Origin of the sequence: Arthrobacter sp. Alg241-R88 (genome assembly GCF_900537115.1) — a bacterium.
Taxonomy (GTDB): Bacteria; Actinomycetota; Actinomycetes; order Actinomycetales; family Micrococcaceae; genus Arthrobacter.
Genome location: NZ_UNRG01000002.1, coordinates 371,577 through 386,294 on the forward strand (window position 1 = coordinate 371,577; position 14,718 = coordinate 386,294).

General features: G+C 64.6%; 12 protein-coding genes. 9 read left to right on the plus strand and 3 right to left on the minus strand.

Going from position 1 to position 14,718, the window contains the following annotated elements:
- Positions 1–91 precede the first annotated feature (91 nt).
- From G6R19_RS06510 to G6R19_RS06520, 3 genes are all read left to right on the plus strand, one after another.
- On the plus strand, positions 92–1,417 hold the full coding sequence (locus G6R19_RS06510; RefSeq protein WP_163163482.1) for an inorganic phosphate transporter: 1,326 nt from the start codon (positions 92–94) through the stop codon (positions 1,415–1,417).
- A complete protein-coding gene (locus G6R19_RS06515; RefSeq protein ID WP_163163484.1) occupies positions 1,414–1,635 on the plus strand; it encodes a hypothetical protein in 222 nt (73 codons plus the stop codon). Before G6R19_RS06510 ends, G6R19_RS06515 begins: the two co-directional genes overlap by 4 nt.
- A 74-nt stretch (positions 1,636–1,709) precedes the next feature.
- Positions 1,710–2,264: a dihydrofolate reductase family protein gene (locus tag G6R19_RS06520; RefSeq protein WP_163163486.1), complete on the plus strand. Its 555-nt coding sequence runs from the start codon at positions 1,710–1,712 to the stop codon at positions 2,262–2,264.
- Between the two features lie 2 nt (positions 2,265–2,266).
- On the opposite strand, the gene G6R19_RS06525 is transcribed toward G6R19_RS06520, so the two are convergent.
- Complete coding sequence (locus tag G6R19_RS06525) at positions 2,267–2,728, minus strand: hotdog fold thioesterase (protein WP_163163488.1); 462 nt, start codon at positions 2,726–2,728, stop codon at positions 2,267–2,269.
- A gap of 220 nt (positions 2,729–2,948) precedes the next feature.
- Between G6R19_RS06525 and polA the strand changes: the two genes are divergently transcribed.
- The 3 genes from polA to rpsA all read left to right on the plus strand — a co-directional run bounded on the left by polA (position 2,949) and on the right by rpsA (position 8,730).
- Positions 2,949–5,591: a DNA polymerase I gene (gene polA / locus G6R19_RS06530; RefSeq protein ID WP_240341806.1), complete on the plus strand. Its 2,643-nt coding sequence runs from the start codon at positions 2,949–2,951 to the stop codon at positions 5,589–5,591.
- Between the two features lie 147 nt (positions 5,592–5,738).
- The gene (locus G6R19_RS06535; protein WP_163163492.1) at positions 5,739–7,037 is read left to right on the plus strand and encodes a GNAT family N-acetyltransferase; all 1,299 of its coding nucleotides are present in this window, start codon (positions 5,739–5,741) and stop codon (positions 7,035–7,037) included.
- A 214-nt stretch (positions 7,038–7,251) separates the two neighbouring features.
- Positions 7,252–8,730, plus strand: coding sequence for a 30S ribosomal protein S1 (gene rpsA / locus G6R19_RS06540; RefSeq protein ID WP_013600871.1), 1,479 nt, complete (start codon positions 7,252–7,254; stop codon positions 8,728–8,730).
- Positions 8,731–8,842: 112 nt separating this feature from the next.
- Here the strand turns inward: rpsA and G6R19_RS06545 are convergent, their stop codons facing one another.
- Together G6R19_RS06545 and G6R19_RS06550 are read right to left on the minus strand one after the other, a co-directional pair.
- On the minus strand, positions 8,843–9,346 hold the full coding sequence (locus tag G6R19_RS06545; RefSeq protein WP_163163494.1) for a GNAT family N-acetyltransferase: 504 nt from the start codon (positions 9,344–9,346) through the stop codon (positions 8,843–8,845).
- Positions 9,330–10,019, minus strand: a complete 690-nt coding sequence (locus G6R19_RS06550; protein ID WP_163163496.1) for a YigZ family protein — start codon at positions 10,017–10,019, stop codon at positions 9,330–9,332. Before G6R19_RS06550 ends, G6R19_RS06545 begins: the two co-directional genes overlap by 17 nt.
- A 72-nt stretch (positions 10,020–10,091) precedes the next feature.
- On the opposite strand from G6R19_RS06550, the gene coaE reads away from it, so the two are divergent.
- The 3 genes from coaE to G6R19_RS06565 all read left to right on the plus strand — a co-directional run bounded on the left by coaE (position 10,092) and on the right by G6R19_RS06565 (position 14,716).
- A complete protein-coding gene (coaE, locus tag G6R19_RS06555; protein WP_163163498.1) occupies positions 10,092–11,306 on the plus strand; it encodes a dephospho-CoA kinase in 1,215 nt (404 codons plus the stop codon).
- 81 nt (positions 11,307–11,387) lie between these two features.
- A complete protein-coding gene (gene uvrB, locus G6R19_RS06560) occupies positions 11,388–13,484 on the plus strand; it encodes an excinuclease ABC subunit UvrB (RefSeq protein ID WP_163163500.1) in 2,097 nt (698 codons plus the stop codon).
- 203 nt (positions 13,485–13,687) lie between these two features.
- Positions 13,688–14,716 carry a TerC family protein gene (locus G6R19_RS06565; protein WP_163163501.1) on the plus strand — a complete coding sequence of 343 codons (1,029 nt, stop codon included), beginning with the start codon at positions 13,688–13,690 and terminating at the stop codon, positions 14,714–14,716.
- The last annotated feature ends 2 nt before the right edge of the window (positions 14,717–14,718 follow it).

Here is a 14,718-nt window from a genome sequence, read left to right on the forward strand (position 1 = left end):
TCATTCCAAGCGAACAGCTGGTGAATTATGCTGTGCAAGGCAGCCGGGGGAATGAAACTGCTGAACGTCGACTCTGCAGATTGGGCAACAGGTGGATATCACCTTCATGGTGGCGCTGGTCATCGCACTGGCACTATTTTTCGACTTCACGAACGGCTTCCATGACACAGCGAATGCCATGGCTACGCCCATCGCAACCGGTGCCATCAAGCCGAAGACCGCGGTAACCCTCGCGGCCGTCTTGAACCTGGTGGGCGCCTTCCTGTCTACGGAGGTCGCTAAAACGGTCTCCGGTGGCATCATCCGTGAAGGCTCCGAAGGCGTGCAGATCACGCCGGATATCATCTTCGCCGGTCTCATGGGAGCAATCCTGTGGAACATGATCACGTGGCTGAAGGGCCTGCCGTCGAGTTCCTCGCACGCGCTGTTCGGCGGCCTGATCGGCGCGGCCATTGCCGGTATCGGCTTCAATTCCATCAATCTTGAAGGCCTCATGCAGAAGGTCATCCTGCCTGCGATCTTTGCACCGCTCATCGCCGGCATCGTTGCCTACGTCTGCACCCGCCTCGCCTACGCCCTGACGTCACGGCAAGATCCCGAAACCGGCAGCAAGCTCACGCAGAAGCGCGGCGGTTTCCGGACCGGCCAGATCTTCACATCCAGCCTGGTTGCACTTGCCCACGGCACCAACGATGCCCAGAAGACCATGGGCATCATCACCCTGGTCCTGATTGCGGCCGGCACGCAGGCTCCGGGGTCCGGCCCGCAGTTCTGGGTGATCGCCGCGTGTGCACTGGCCATTGCCATCGGCACCTACGCCGGCGGCTGGCGCATCATCCGCACCATGGGCGCCGGGCTTACGGAAGTAAAGCCTGCGCAGGGTTTCGCCGCTGAGACCAGCACGGCGTCGGCCATCCTCGCGTCCTCGCACCTCGGCTTCGCACTCTCAACCACCCAGGTGGCCTCCGGTTCCGTCATCGGCTCCGGCATGGGCCGCAGGGGAACCAGCGTCCGCTGGAACATGGTGGGCAAAATCGCCCTGGGCTGGCTCTTCACCCTCCCCGCAGCCGGCATCGTGGGGGCGCTGACTGCGCTGCTGGTAAAGACCGGCGTAGTGGGTGTCCTGATTGCGGCTGTCGCCGGTACTGCAGCCGTTCTGTTTATGTTCTTCTACTCACGCAAGTCCGCCGTCGGCCACCACAACGCCATTGAGGTGGAGGAAGCCGGCCAGGCCGTGCGCTTTGCCAAAAAGAAGGCGATGGCCCGGGCGCGCGCCAAGGCCAAGGCCCACTCAAAGGCCAAAGCCGAAGCAAACACCAAAGCTGAAGCTCAGACCAGCACCGAGGCCAACACCAGCGCCGAGGCCACTACCGAAGCTGAAGCCGAAGCCATTACAACGAAAGATGCGCAACGATGAAATGGTTGGAACTGCTGACCGTGGCAGGAGCCACCCTGGCAGCGGCAGTGACCGTCGTGGTTCTGTACTCGCTGGGCGTTAGGCTGACGGCCATTGCCGGTGACGTGCAGCAGGCTTCACCGGGGCTGAAGAGGTCCCTTGCCTACGTGTGCTTCGGGCTATGCGGATTGGCCGTGCTGTTTGGCCTGTACCTGATCATCCCGTACTTCTCGGGGTAACGCCCGGTACCCCGAGGCAAGGGGCTGCCTACTGGGCCGTTGGCCGGACGGCGGCGGATGGTTAGGCTGGGGCCATGTCCCGGATTCAATATTTTGTAGCTGCGTCCCTTGACGGTTTTATTGCCACGCCCACCGACGATCTTGGCTGGCTCCTGCAGTTCGATGGTTTTGAGGGCGGCAAGGAAAGCTATGAGACGTTCATGGCGGGCGTCGGCTGCATCGTTATGGGCGGCGGGACCTATGCCTGGCTGATGGAGCATGAACCAGGAAAGTGGCCCTACCCTGAGACCCCCTGTTACGTCTTCACCCGGCATGAATACACCGCACCGGACGCGGCGGACATTACGTTTATCCGCGGGAGCGTCAGTGAGTTCATCGCCGACTTCAAGGCAGACGCCGGGAGCAGGAACGTCTGGGTGGTGGGCGGCGGAGACCTCGCCGCCCAATTTGCCGACGCCGGCCTGCTGGATGAGCTCATCCTCTCCGTCATTCCCGTCGTGCTTGGCGACGGCAAGCGGCTGCTCCCATTGACAGGCCCGACGCCGCCACTTGAGTTGACTGCCTCCCGCGCCATGGGCAGGGGCATCGTTGAGCTGCGGTACCTCCTGAACACGAAACCCGGGGATTAAGACTATTCGTTATCCCGGATCATGTTGGTGATGCGGGCGGTGGACAGTCGCCGCCCTTGTTCATCCGTCATCACAATCTCGTGTGTCGCAAGAGTCCGGCCGAGGTGGATCGCGGAGCAGGTCCCCGTGACCGTGCCCGCGGCGATGGACCGGTGATGGGTGGCGCTGACCTCGATGCCCACTGCGTGGCGTCCTGGCCCTGCATGCATGCCCGCAGAAAATGATCCAAGCGTTTCGGCCAGCACCACGTGGGCGCCGCCGTGCAGGATTCCGGCCACTTGGGTGTTTCCCTCCACCGGCATGGTGGCCACCGTCCGCTCGGGACTCATCTCCAGGAAGCGGATCCCCATCTTCACCACCAACGCGCCGATCCCGAATTGGCCCAGCCAGCCGTGCAGGTGCTCCGGGACGCCGGCTGCGGTGAGCTCGTCGGCGAAGGGGCCGGGCGTGAAATTGTCCATCATGGCAACTAGGCTGGCACCTGTGAGTGAAACAACCAAACCGGCCCCTTTCCCGTCCGACGTCCTGCAGGAGGACAACGCCCCACAGGGCTCAACCGCCCTTGAGGACGCTGCTGTTCAGGACACGGTTCCGGGCCAGTCCGGTGGATCGGTTTCGGCCACTGCCGCCCCTGTGGTTCCCATCACCGGCCAGCCGCGGCTGCTGGTGCTGGACGGCCACTCCATGGCCTTCCGCGCCTTCTTCGCCCTCCCTGCCGACAAGTTCTCCACCGCGAACGGGCAGCACACCAACGCCATTCACGGCTTCACCTCGATGCTGATCAACCTCATCAAGGAGCAGCAGCCCACGCACATCGCCGTGGCTTTCGACGTCTCGGATGAGTCCACCCACCGCAAGGCTGAGTACAGCGAATACAAGGGCGGCCGCAACGAGACTCCCCGCGAGATGAACAACCAGATCGACCTCATTGGCCAGGTGATGGAGGCCTGGGGCATCAAGACCATCAAAATGCCCGGCTACGAGGCCGACGACATCCTTGCCACCCTTGCCGCCATGGGCGAGAAGGCCGGCTTTGAGGTGCTGCTGGTCTCCGGTGACCGTGACGCTTTCCAGCTGATCACGGACAACGTTTTTGTCCTGTACCCGAAGAAGGGTGTCAGCGACATCCCCAAGATGGACGCCGCCGCCATCGAGGCCAAGTACTTCGTCAGCCCGGCCCGCTACTCGGACCTCGCCGCGCTGGTGGGGGAGACGGCCGACAACCTGCCGGGCGTGCCCGGCGTCGGCCCCAAGACGGCCGCCAAGTGGATCAACCTCTACGGCGGCCTGGAGGGCGTCCTGGAGAACCTGGATTCCATCGGCGGGAAGGTGGGCGACGCGCTGCGCGAGAACGTGGAAGCCGTCAAGCGCAACCGCCGCCTGAACCAGCTGCACACGGACCTGGAACTTCCCGTCACGCTGGATGAGCTGTACGAGCCCCGCCCGGACCAGGCAGCCCTTGAGGACCTCTTCGACCAGCTCGAATTCAAGGCCATCCGCGGCCGGCTCTTTGCCCTGTACGGTGACGACAACACTCCGGCGCCTGAGCGTGCGAGCATCGAAACTCCGGAGTTCATCACACCCTCCGGTGCTGCGGAGCTCGCTGAGTTCCTGACGGTGGCCGCGGGCCAGCGCTGTGCCCTCGCCGTCGACCTGGTGCCGGGACGGATCGGGGAGGACGCTGCAGGTCTGGCCATCGTCCGCGATGGAGCCGCCGCGTACATCGACCTCGCCGGGCAGGATGCTGAGGCGGAAAACGTCCTGGCCGGCTGGTTGCGCGATCCCGAAGCCCCGAAGGTGATGCACGGTTTCAAGGCTGCGCTAAAAGCCCTGACCTCCCGCGGACTGGAGCTCGAGGGCGTGGTGGACGATACGTCCATCTCCGGCTACCTCATCCAGCCGGACCGCCGCACCTACGAACTCGCCGAACTGGCGCAGCACCACCTCAACGTCGGGATCCCCGCCGCCACCGCCAAAGCCGGCCAGCTGGAGCTGTCCTTCGACGGCGACGACGAAGCAGCCGCCGGCGCACTGGTGCAGGCGGCCGCCGTCGTCCTTGAACTGAGCCGCTACTTCGAGGCGGAACTGAAGGAGCGCCGCGCCGAGGAGCTGCTGTCCACCCTGGAACTTCCTGTCAGCCGCGTCCTGGCCGACATGGAACTCGCCGGCATCGGAATTGACATGGCCCGCATGGACGAACAGCTCGCGGACCTCGCCAGGGTCATCGACAACGCCCAGGAGCAGGCCTTCGCGGCTATCGGCCACGAGGTTAACCTCGGATCACCCAAGCAGCTGCAGACCGTGCTGTTCGAGGAACTCCAGCTGCCCAAGACCAAGAAAATCAAGTCCGGCTACACCACCGACGCCGCATCTCTAAAGAACCTCCTCGACAAAACCGGCCACGAGTTCCTGGTCCAGCTCATGGCCCACCGGGAAGCCGCCAAGCTGCGCCAGATGCTGGAGTCGCTGAAGAAGTCAGTGGCCGAGGACGGCCGCATCCACACCACCTACGCCCAAAACGTTGCGGCAACAGGGCGCATCTCCTCCAACAACCCCAACCTGCAGAACATCCCCATCCGCAGCGAGGAAGGACGCCGCGTCCGTGGGATCTTTGTGGTCAGTGACGGTTATGAGTGCCTGCTGTCCGCGGACTACTCCCAGATCGAAATGCGCATCATGGCGCACCTGTCCGGCGATGCCGGCCTCATCCAGGCGTACAAGGACGGGGAGGACCTGCACCGGTTCGTGGGCTCCAACATCTTCCACGTGCCCACCGAGGAAGTCACCAGCGCCATGCGCTCGAAGGTGAAGGCCATGTCCTACGGGCTGGCCTACGGCCTCACCTCCTTCGGCCTGTCCAAGCAACTGGAAATCTCCGTGGACGAGGCCCGTACCCTCATGAAGGACTATTTCGACCGGTTCGGCGCCGTCCGCGACTACCTCCGCGGCGTGGTGGACCAGGCCCGTGTGGACGGTTACACGGCGACCATTGAGGGGCGCCGCCGGTACCTTCCGGACCTGACCAGCACAGACCGGCAGCTCCGCGAGAACGCGGAACGGATCGCCCTCAACAGCCCCATCCAGGGCTCGGCAGCGGACATCATCAAACGCGCCATGCTCGGCGTCCATGCCGAACTCCGGTCGCAGGGCCTAAAGTCGCGGATGCTCCTGCAGGTCCACGACGAACTGGTCCTTGAAGTTGCTGCGGGGGAGCGGCCAGCGGTGGAGAAGCTCGTCACCGAGCAGATGGCAGCCGCGGCGGACCTCACTGTCCCGCTGGAGGTCCAGATCGGTGTTGGTCCCAGCTGGTACGACGCCGGGCACTAGCACGGCCAGGCCCTGTACATGACAGGGGCGGGGCGCGTTGGACGAGCAGGACGTCCGGAAACAGGTCAGGGAACTGTACGCGCCCCGTCCCCGCGGAAGCGTGTCGCTGCTGGCCAGGCGCCGGACCGATTGGTTAGGCTCGGTCCGATGGCTGATCTGACCGGGAACTATGAGATCCGTCGCTTCGGCGCGGTGTCCGAAGGTAATGACGGTTATGCCGAGGCGGTGACCTGGGCAAGGGCGGTGGCCTTCGGATTCCACGAGTCCACCCGGACGCCCGAGCACGTGGCGAAGTCCCTAGCCACCTACGAAACGGACGGCCGGGTCTTAACAGGCGTGTATCAAACGGGCCAGGTCGCGCCACATTCGCTGCCCGCCGATGTGCCGGTGGCCACCTTTGCCACCTTCCGCAAGAGCCTGAACATCGGTTTTGGCCGGACCCTTGAAACCCGGCTGGTCACCTCAGTGACCGTGCGGACCTCGCACCGCCGCCGCGGGCTGCTGCGCCGGATGATGAGCGAGGACCTGCACCTCGCCAAGGAAGACGGGCTCGCGGTGGCCGCCCTCACTGCCTCCGAGGGAACCATCTACGGGCGCTTCGGCTACGGTGTGGCCAGCTTCGAGCGGACGGTGAAGGTGGATACCACTGCCCGGTTCAGCCTCGGGCACCAACCCACGGGCAGCGTGGAGGTGGCAGATCCCAAGGCCCTGCTGCAGCTCGCACCGGAGGTCTTTGACCGGGTCCACCAGCTCACCCCCGGGTCCGTCGGCCGGCAGGAATGGTACCGGCAGCTCGCGTCGGGATCCCTCGGCCGCGACGGCAAGGAGGACCCCGCCGTCAAGGTGGCGCTGCACTACTCGGCCAACGGAGCTGTGGACGGTTACGTCTCCTACAAGTTCCTCGGCTGGGACACCGAACCGTACACGGTGGAAGTAGTGGACCTGGTGGCCGCCGGCAACGACGCCTACCCGGAGCTCTGGCAGTTCCTCGGCGCCATCGACCTTGTGGAGCGGGTGTCCTGGGACGAGGCGCCGGTTGATGACCCGCTGGCGTGGGCACTCAGCGATCCCCGCTGCATCGACTCCTCGGATAGCCGGGACATGCTGTGGCTACGCATCCTGGACGCCGGCAAGGCACTGGAGGCCAGGCACTACCCTGCAGACGGCCGGCTGGTCTTCGACGTCCATGACTCCCTGGGCCTCACCGCAGGAACCTTTGCCCTCACTGTGGATGGCGGCAAGGCCGCCGTCGAACGCCTGCCGGAAACCGCGGAAGCGGACCTGGCGCTGGATGTCTCGGCCCTTTCCTCCATCTACCTTGGCGCCGTCTGCCCCGTCACGCTGACGGCAGCAGGGCGGATCCGGGAAAAGACGGCCGGGGCTGCGCTGAAGGCACGGCAGATGTTCGCCGTCGAGCGGGCACCACACTGCCTCACCCACTTCTGACCCGTACACCTGGAAACAGGAGGGCCGCTTTGACCCGTGTTGCGGGCAGCGACTAGAATGAACGGGCGTGTGTTACGTGTGCGCAGCTTTGGTTCGCACTTGAACGCCACGCAATCAGGATGACCCGGCAATCCGCCGCGCTCCGCCTCCAGGTCAGTACCCGGAAGTGGTGGTCGCCTGACCAACTAACTATCCACAACGGAGCCCCTACTACATGACCATCACCTCCACCGAGAAGCCCGGTACCCCCGTAGTCGCCATTAACGACATCGGTACCGCTGAGGACTTCCTCGCAGCAGTCGACGCCACCATCAAGTACTTCAACGACGGAGATCTCGTCGAAGGTACCGTCGTCAAGGTCGACCGCGATGAAGTCCTGCTCGACATCGGTTACAAGACCGAAGGTGTCATCCCCTCCCGCGAGCTGTCCATCAAGCACGACGTTGATCCCGGAGATGTCGTCTCCGTTGGCGATCAGGTCGAAGCCCTGGTGCTCACCAAGGAAGACAAAGAAGGCCGCCTGATCCTCTCCAAGAAGCGCGCTCAGTACGAGCGTGCCTGGGGCGACATCGAGAAGGTCAAGGAAGAAGACGGTGTTGTCACCGGTACCGTCATCGAGGTCGTCAAGGGTGGTCTTATCCTCGACATCGGCCTGCGCGGCTTCCTGCCCGCATCCCTCGTCGAGATGCGCCGTGTGCGCGACCTGGCTCCGTACATCGGCCAGCAGATCGAAGCCAAGATCATCGAGCTGGACAAGAACCGCAACAACGTGGTCCTGTCCCGCCGTGCATGGCTCGAGCAGACCCAGTCCGAGGTCCGCTCCACGTTCCTCAACAAGCTGGAAAAGGGCCAGGTCCGTCCCGGCGTCGTTTCCTCCATCGTCAACTTCGGTGCCTTCGTGGACCTGGGCGGCGTAGACGGCCTGGTTCACGTTTCCGAGCTGTCCTGGAAGCACATCGACCACCCGTCCGAGGTTGTCGAAGTTGGCCAGGAAGTCACCGTCGAGGTTCTCGAGGTGGACCTGGACCGCGAGCGTGTTTCCCTGTCGCTCAAGGCTACGCAGGAAGATCCGTGGCAGACCTTCGCCCGCACCCACGCCCTCGGCCAGGTTGTTCCGGGTAAGGTCACCAAGCTCGTTCCGTTCGGTGCGTTCGTTCGCGTCGAAGACGGCATCGAAGGCCTGGTCCACATCTCCGAACTGGCCGTGCGCCACGTGGAGCTGGCAGAGCAGGTTGTCTCCGTTGGTGACGAGCTGTTCGTCAAGGTCATCGACATCGACCTCGAGCGCCGCCGCATCTCCCTCTCCCTCAAGCAGGCCAACGAGGGCGTCGACGCCGACAGCACCGAGTTCGATCCGGCTCTGTACGGCATGGCCGCAGAGTACGACGAAGAGGGCAACTACAAGTACCCCGAGGGCTTCGATCCCGAGTCCAACGAGTGGCTTGAAGGCTACGAGAACCAGCGCGCCGCCTGGGAGCAGCAGTACGCTGACGCCCAGACCCGCTGGGAAGCCCACAAGAAGCAGGTTGCCCAGCACGCTGCTGACGACGCTGCTGCCGCAACGTCCGGTGACAGCGATTCCGGCACCACCAGCTACTCCTCGGAGCCTGCTGCTGAGTCCAACGCCGGCGCAGGTACGCTTGCATCCGACGAAGCCCTCGCCGCCCTGCGCGAGAAGCTGACCGGCAACTAATTGCCACCGGCCCGGACTTTCCGGGCCAAAGCAACAGACCCCCTGCCCACAAGGCAGGGGGTCTGTTGCGTTAACGGAACTGACGGGCCGCCGTGCTTAGGGGAACCAAGCACTAAAGTACGACGACGGCGCTCACTGTCCCGTCGTCGTCGGGCGTCAGGACTGCCCCGGCGGAGGCAAGGACGCGCCGGGCGCCGAGGTTTCCCGTGAGGGTCCGGGCGGTAACCTCGGCGATGCCGGCGTTGCGGGCCTCGTCGAGGACCAGGCGCAGGGCTGCGGTTCCGATGCCCCGGGACCGAAAGCTCCTGCCGAGCCAAATGCCGGTGTCCGCAGCAGCCGCGCCGTTGCCGGACTCAACCCGGCGGAGGCGGATGGAACCGGCAAGGCTGCCGTCGGCCAGAATGCCCCACGACTTTTCCCCGGCATCTCCGTCGAGGCCGCGGGCGGCGGCGCGGTGATAGCTGAAGAACCACGCCGTGCGCTCCAGGTTCCAGCCCGGGCCGCCCAGCGGGGGCGCCACTTCGTCGGGGGAGGCGTCGCGCTTGGCGAGTTCCAGGAGCTGCTCCAGCACTGTTTCATCCACGTCCACCAGTGACACGTCAGGGGAAGGGGACATCCACCCACTCCGTTCCTTCGGGCTGGAGTACGGCACCTCCCGCGGTGAGTGACTGAAGGCGCTCCGCGGCGGCCGAAATTTCACCGGCTTCGTCCGGCAGCGCCAGCCGCAGGACAGTGTGCTGCGCGCCGTAGCTGGTTTCCGCCATCACGAAACCAGCGGCCCGCAGGTCGTTCTCCAGCCGTCCGGCAGCAGCATGCGGCACTTCCGCAGAGCAGATCCGCAACCTGCTGCGGCGCACCATTGGTGCCAGGGACAGCGCAGAGGACACGGACTCCGAATACGCCCGTACCAATCCGCCCGCGCCCAGGAGGATCCCGCCGAAGTAGCGCACGACGCCGGCGCTCACGTCGCTGAGGTCGGCCAGCCCGGGCGTCGTTTCCCTTTTGGCCAGGGCCTCAAGCATGGGGATGCCGGCCGTACCGGAGGGCTCGCCGTCGTCGCTGGAGCGCTGGATGTCCCGGTCGGGCCCGAGAAGGAAGGCCGAGCAGTGGTGCCGGGCGTCGTGGAACTCGCGGCGGAGGCCGGCCACCAGGTCCCTGGCGGCTTCCTCGCTGTCCGCCCGGCGCAGCACAGTAATGAACCTGGAGCGTTTGATCTCGATCTCGTGGCGGAAATCCGGACCGGACGCCAGGGTGGTGTAGGCGGTTGTCCTGCTGTCTGGCTCTTGCATCCGCCCCAGTCTAGTTGCGGCATCGGCCGTGGGCCCACGAGGGAAGGGGCAGCAAGGGAATAGTGTGGTGGAGTGCTGAAAATCGGTTTGACGGGCGGAATCGCCTCAGGGAAATCAGTTGTCGCCTCCCGGCTAAGGGAACGCGGAGCCGTGCTGGTGGATGCCGACGCGCTGGCACGGGAGGTGGTGGAACCCGGGACGCAAGGCCTGCAGCGGATCGTGGCTGAGTTCGGCGACGAGGTCCTGGGCGCTGACGGCCGGCTGGACCGGCCAAAACTCGGTGCCCTGGTGTTTGGTGATTCTGCGCGCCTCGGGACGCTGAACGGTATCGTCCACCCGCTGGTCCGGGCCCGCGCCGCAGCCATGGTCGAAGCCGCCGCCGTCGATGACGTGGTGGTGCAGGACATCCCGCTGCTCGTGGAAACCGGCCAGGGCAGTAATTTCCACCTCGTCCTGGTTGTGGATGCGCCGGACGACGCTCGGGTGCAGCGGATGCTTGACCACCGCGGGATGACCCGGGAGGCCGCGCAATCACGCATGGATGCCCAGGCGAGCCGGGAGGACCGTTTGGCCGCGGCGGACGTCGTCCTCGACAATTCGGGCAGCCTGGAGGACCTGGTGAAGCAGGTGGACGAACTCTGGGACGGGCGGTTGGTACCTTTTGCGCGGAACCTGGCTGCCGGGACGCGCGCGGCAAGGAATGGCGGGCCTGTCCTGGAACCGTACCGGGAGGAGTGGGCGAAGCAGGCGGCCAGGATTGCGGCAAGGCTGACGACGGCGGCGCCCGGACTCATCCTGGCGGTGGAACACATCGGCTCAACGTCCGTCCCCGGGCTGGCCGCGAAGGACGTCATCGACCTGCAGGTTGCGGTGTCCGGCCTGGATGCTGCTGACACTGCTGCACCGCTGCTGGCCGAAGCAGGGTTCCCCCTGGTGCCCGGCGCCGGGTCCGATACGCCCAAACCTACGGACCCGGATCCCCGGCAGTGGCAGAAACGGTTCCACGCCAACTCCGACCCCGGCCGGGCGGTCAACATCCACGTCCGCGTTGCCGGTTCGCCTGGCTGGCGCTACGCCCTGATGTTCCGGGACTGGTTGCGAAATGACCCGGCCGCGCTCCGGCTGTACGCAGCGCACAAGGCAGACCTTGCCGGGCGTTTTGCCGGCTCGGCCAGCACCAGAGCGTATGCCGAGGCCAAGGAGCCGTGGTTCACGGATGTTGCGTGGCCGCGAATGTCCGCCTGGGCGGAGGAAACCGGGTGGGCGCCGCCGTCCTACGCATCCTGAGGCCGGTCCAATGGTCCGGCGGCTGTTCGCCCGTAACGGACGTGCCCCCTCACTGTCGGTGCCCCACGGTAAATTAGAACCATGAGCCTTGCGCAGGAGATCAACCGTGTTGTAGCCCCCTTCGAGGTCATCAGCGAGTTCAAGCCTGCCGGGGACCAGCCAGCCGCGATTGCGGAGCTGACGGAGCGTATCAAAAACGGCGAGAAGGACGTAGTGCTGCTCGGCGCCACCGGTACCGGCAAAAGCGCCACCACGGCGTGGCTGATCGAACAGGTCCAGCGGCCCACCCTGGTGATGGTCCAGAACAAGACCCTCGCGGCGCAGTTGGCCAACGAATTCCGTGAGCTCCTGCCCAACAACGCGGTGGAGTACTTCGTTTCGTACTACGACTACTACCAGCCGGAAGCCTACGTACCGCAGACGGACACCTTCATTGAGAAGGACTCCTCCGTGAATGAGGAAGTGGAGCGGCTGCGGCACTCCGCAACCAACGCCCTGCTGACCCGGCGCGACGTCATCGTGGTGGCCACTGTCTCCTGCATCTACGGCCTGGGCACCCCGGAAGAGTACATCGCCGGCATGGTCACCCTCCGCAGGGGCCAGGAGATGAACCGGGACGCGCTCCTGCGGAAATTCGTTTCCATGCAGTACACCCGCAATGACATGGACTTCCACCGCGGTACCTTCCGGGTGCGCGGCGATACGGTCGAGATCATCCCGATGTACGAGGAACTGGCCCTTCGGATCGAGTTCTTCGGCGACGAAGTGGAGAACATCTACACGCTGCATCCGGTGACGGGCGAAGTGATCCGCGAGGAAACCGAGATGTACGTTTTCCCCGCGTCGCACTATGTTGCCGGACCGGAACGGATGACCCGCGCCATCAAGGCCATCGAGGACGAGCTCGCCGAACGGCTGGCCGTGCTGGAGGGGCAGAACAAGCTGGTGGAAGCGCAGCGCCTCCGCATGCGCACCACCTACGACCTCGAGATGATGCAGCAGATGGGCTTCTGCAACGGCATCGAAAACTACTCGCGGCACATCGACGGCCGCGGCGGCGGCACCGCTCCACACTGCCTTATCGACTACTTCCCGGACGACTTCCTGCTGGTGGTGGACGAATCCCACGTGACCATTCCGCAGATCGGCGCCATGTACGAAGGGGATATGTCCCGCAAGCGGACCCTGGTGGACCACGGCTTCCGGCTGCCGTCCGCCATGGACAACCGGCCCTTGAAGTGGGACGAGTTCCTGGAACGCATCGGCCAGACCGTCTACCTTTCCGCCACACCCGGCAAATACGAGCTGGGCAAAGCGGACGGGACAGTCCAGCAGATCATCCGGCCCACCGGACTGATCGATCCCGAAGTCATCGTCAAGCCCACCAAGGGCCAGATCGACGATCTCCTCGGCGAAATCAGGACCCGTGTGGAGAAGGACGAGCGTGTCCTTGTCACCACCCTCACCAAGCGCATGGCCGAGGACCTCACGGACTACCTTTTGGGCCACGGCATCAAAGTGGAGTACCTGCACTCCGACGTCGATACGCTGCGCCGGGTCGAGTTGCTGCGCGAACTGCGGATGGGCAGTTTCGACGTGCTGGTGGGCATCAACCTGCTCCGTGAAGGCCTGGACCTTCCGGAAGTCTCCCTGGTCAGCATCCTGGACGCGGACAAGGAAGGCTTCCTGCGGTCCTCCACCTCCCTGATCCAGACCATCGGCCGTGCTGCACGAAACGTGTCCGGCCAGGTGCACATGTACGCCGACCGGATCACGGACTCCATGGCACACGCCATCGAGGAAACCAACCGGCGCCGTGCCATCCAGGTGGCCTACAACACCGAAAACGGCGTGGACCCGCAGCCGCTGCGGAAAAAGATCGCCGACATCACGGACCAGCTTGCCCGGGAAGATGCCGACACCCAGGAACTGCTCAAGAACAACCGCCTGGCCAAGGGCGGCAAACGGAAGGCCGCTGCAAAGGGCGCCGCCCAGGTGCGCTCCGACGGCCTCGCCGCCGCACCGGCAGAGGACCTGGTGGGCCTGATCGAACAGCTGACGGAACAGATGCACGGGGCCGCTGCCGAGCTGCAGTTCGAGGTGGCAGCGCGTATCAGGGACGAAGTCAGCGAGCTGAAAAAGGAACTGCGCCAGATGCAGGCCGCCGGGCACGCGTGACGCAAAAGCCATCAGTGACGTGGCTGGGCACCAGCCTGGGGTACAGTTAAAGCCACGTAGGGGAGTATCCCGAGCGCTACGATCGTCAACACGCAGGGCACGGTTGCCCCGCCGGGCGTAGCGGGCCGCCACATCAGCACCAAGTGCACAGGTAGGCCGGAGAGACTTACACTGCATCTCTGTACCCTGCGAAAGGCTACCCTGTGCTCGAATTGCCCGTGTGGTTCGAGGTCGGCTCCCTTGTCGTCCTCGGCCTGATCCTCCTGATCGACCTTCTCCTCGTGGTGCGCCGCCCCCACGAACCTTCCATGAAGGAAGCCGGACTGTGGGTGGCGTTCTACGTCAGCCTGGCACTGGTATTCGCCGGCGCCATGTTCGCCTTCACCGGCCCTGAATACGGCGGGCAGTTCGTCGCCGGCTGGGTGACGGAATACAGCCTCAGCATCGACAACCTGTTTGTCTTTATCATCATCATGGCCAGGTTCTCCGTACCCCGGAAGTACCAGCAGGAAGTGCTGATGGTGGGCATCATCATCGCCCTGATCCTGCGCGGCATCTTCATCCTGCTCGGCGCCATCGTGATCGAACAGTTCAGCTGGGTGTTCTACATCTTCGGCGCCTTCCTGCTCTGGACAGCCTGGAAGCAGGCCCAGGACGAAGGCGAAGACGAAGAAGACCGGGAGAACCCGCTGATCGCCAAGATCCGCAAGGTCATCCCCATGTCCGAGAAGTTCGACGGCGGCAAGCTGCGCACCACGGTGGACGGCAAGAAGGTCTTCACCCCGATGCTGATCGTGTTCATCACCATCGGCCTCACGGACCTGCTCTTCGCCGTTGACTCCATCCCGGCAATCTTCGGCCTGACCCAGAGCCCGTTCATCGTCTTCACGGCGAACCTGTTCGCCCTCATGGGCCTGCGCCAGCTGTACTTCCTGCTGGGTGGCCTGATGAACCGCCTGATTTACCTGAAGCACGCCCTGTCCTTCATCCTGGCGTTCATCGGCGTCAAGCTGGTCCTGCACGCAATGCACGTCAACGAACTGCCGTTCATCAACGGCGGCCAGCACATCGAATGGGCTCCCGAGATCCCCACCTTTGTGTCCCTGGCGGTTATCGTTGGCACCATCATCATTGCGGTGGTTGCCAGCCTGCTCAGCTCCAAGGCGAAGGAAACGCACCTGGATCCGCGCCTCGAAGAAGACGTACGCAAGAGCCACAGCGACGTCGACTAGTC

What these genes read in the sequence shown, in the direction of transcription:
- G6R19_RS06515 (WP_163163484.1), top strand. Translation starts at nt 1,414, where the DNA reads ATGAAATGGTTGGAACTGCTGACCGTGGCAGGAGCCACCCTGGCAGCG.
- G6R19_RS06520 (WP_163163486.1), top strand. Translation starts at nt 1,710, where the DNA reads ATGTCCCGGATTCAATATTTTGTAGCTGCGTCCCTTGACGGTTTTATT.
- G6R19_RS06525 (WP_163163488.1), bottom strand. Translation starts at nt 2,728, where the DNA reads ATGATGGACAATTTCACGCCCGGCCCCTTCGCCGACGAGCTCACCGCA.
- polA (WP_240341806.1), top strand. Translation starts at nt 2,949, where the DNA reads ATGGCCTTCCGCGCCTTCTTCGCCCTCCCTGCCGACAAGTTCTCCACC.
- G6R19_RS06535 (WP_163163492.1), top strand. Translation starts at nt 5,739, where the DNA reads ATGGCTGATCTGACCGGGAACTATGAGATCCGTCGCTTCGGCGCGGTG.
- rpsA (WP_013600871.1), top strand. Translation starts at nt 7,252, where the DNA reads ATGACCATCACCTCCACCGAGAAGCCCGGTACCCCCGTAGTCGCCATT.
- G6R19_RS06545 (WP_163163494.1), bottom strand. Translation starts at nt 9,346, where the DNA reads ATGTCCCCTTCCCCTGACGTGTCACTGGTGGACGTGGATGAAACAGTG.
- G6R19_RS06550 (WP_163163496.1), bottom strand. Translation starts at nt 10,019, where the DNA reads ATGCAAGAGCCAGACAGCAGGACAACCGCCTACACCACCCTGGCGTCC.
- uvrB (WP_163163500.1), top strand. Translation starts at nt 11,388, where the DNA reads ATGAGCCTTGCGCAGGAGATCAACCGTGTTGTAGCCCCCTTCGAGGTC.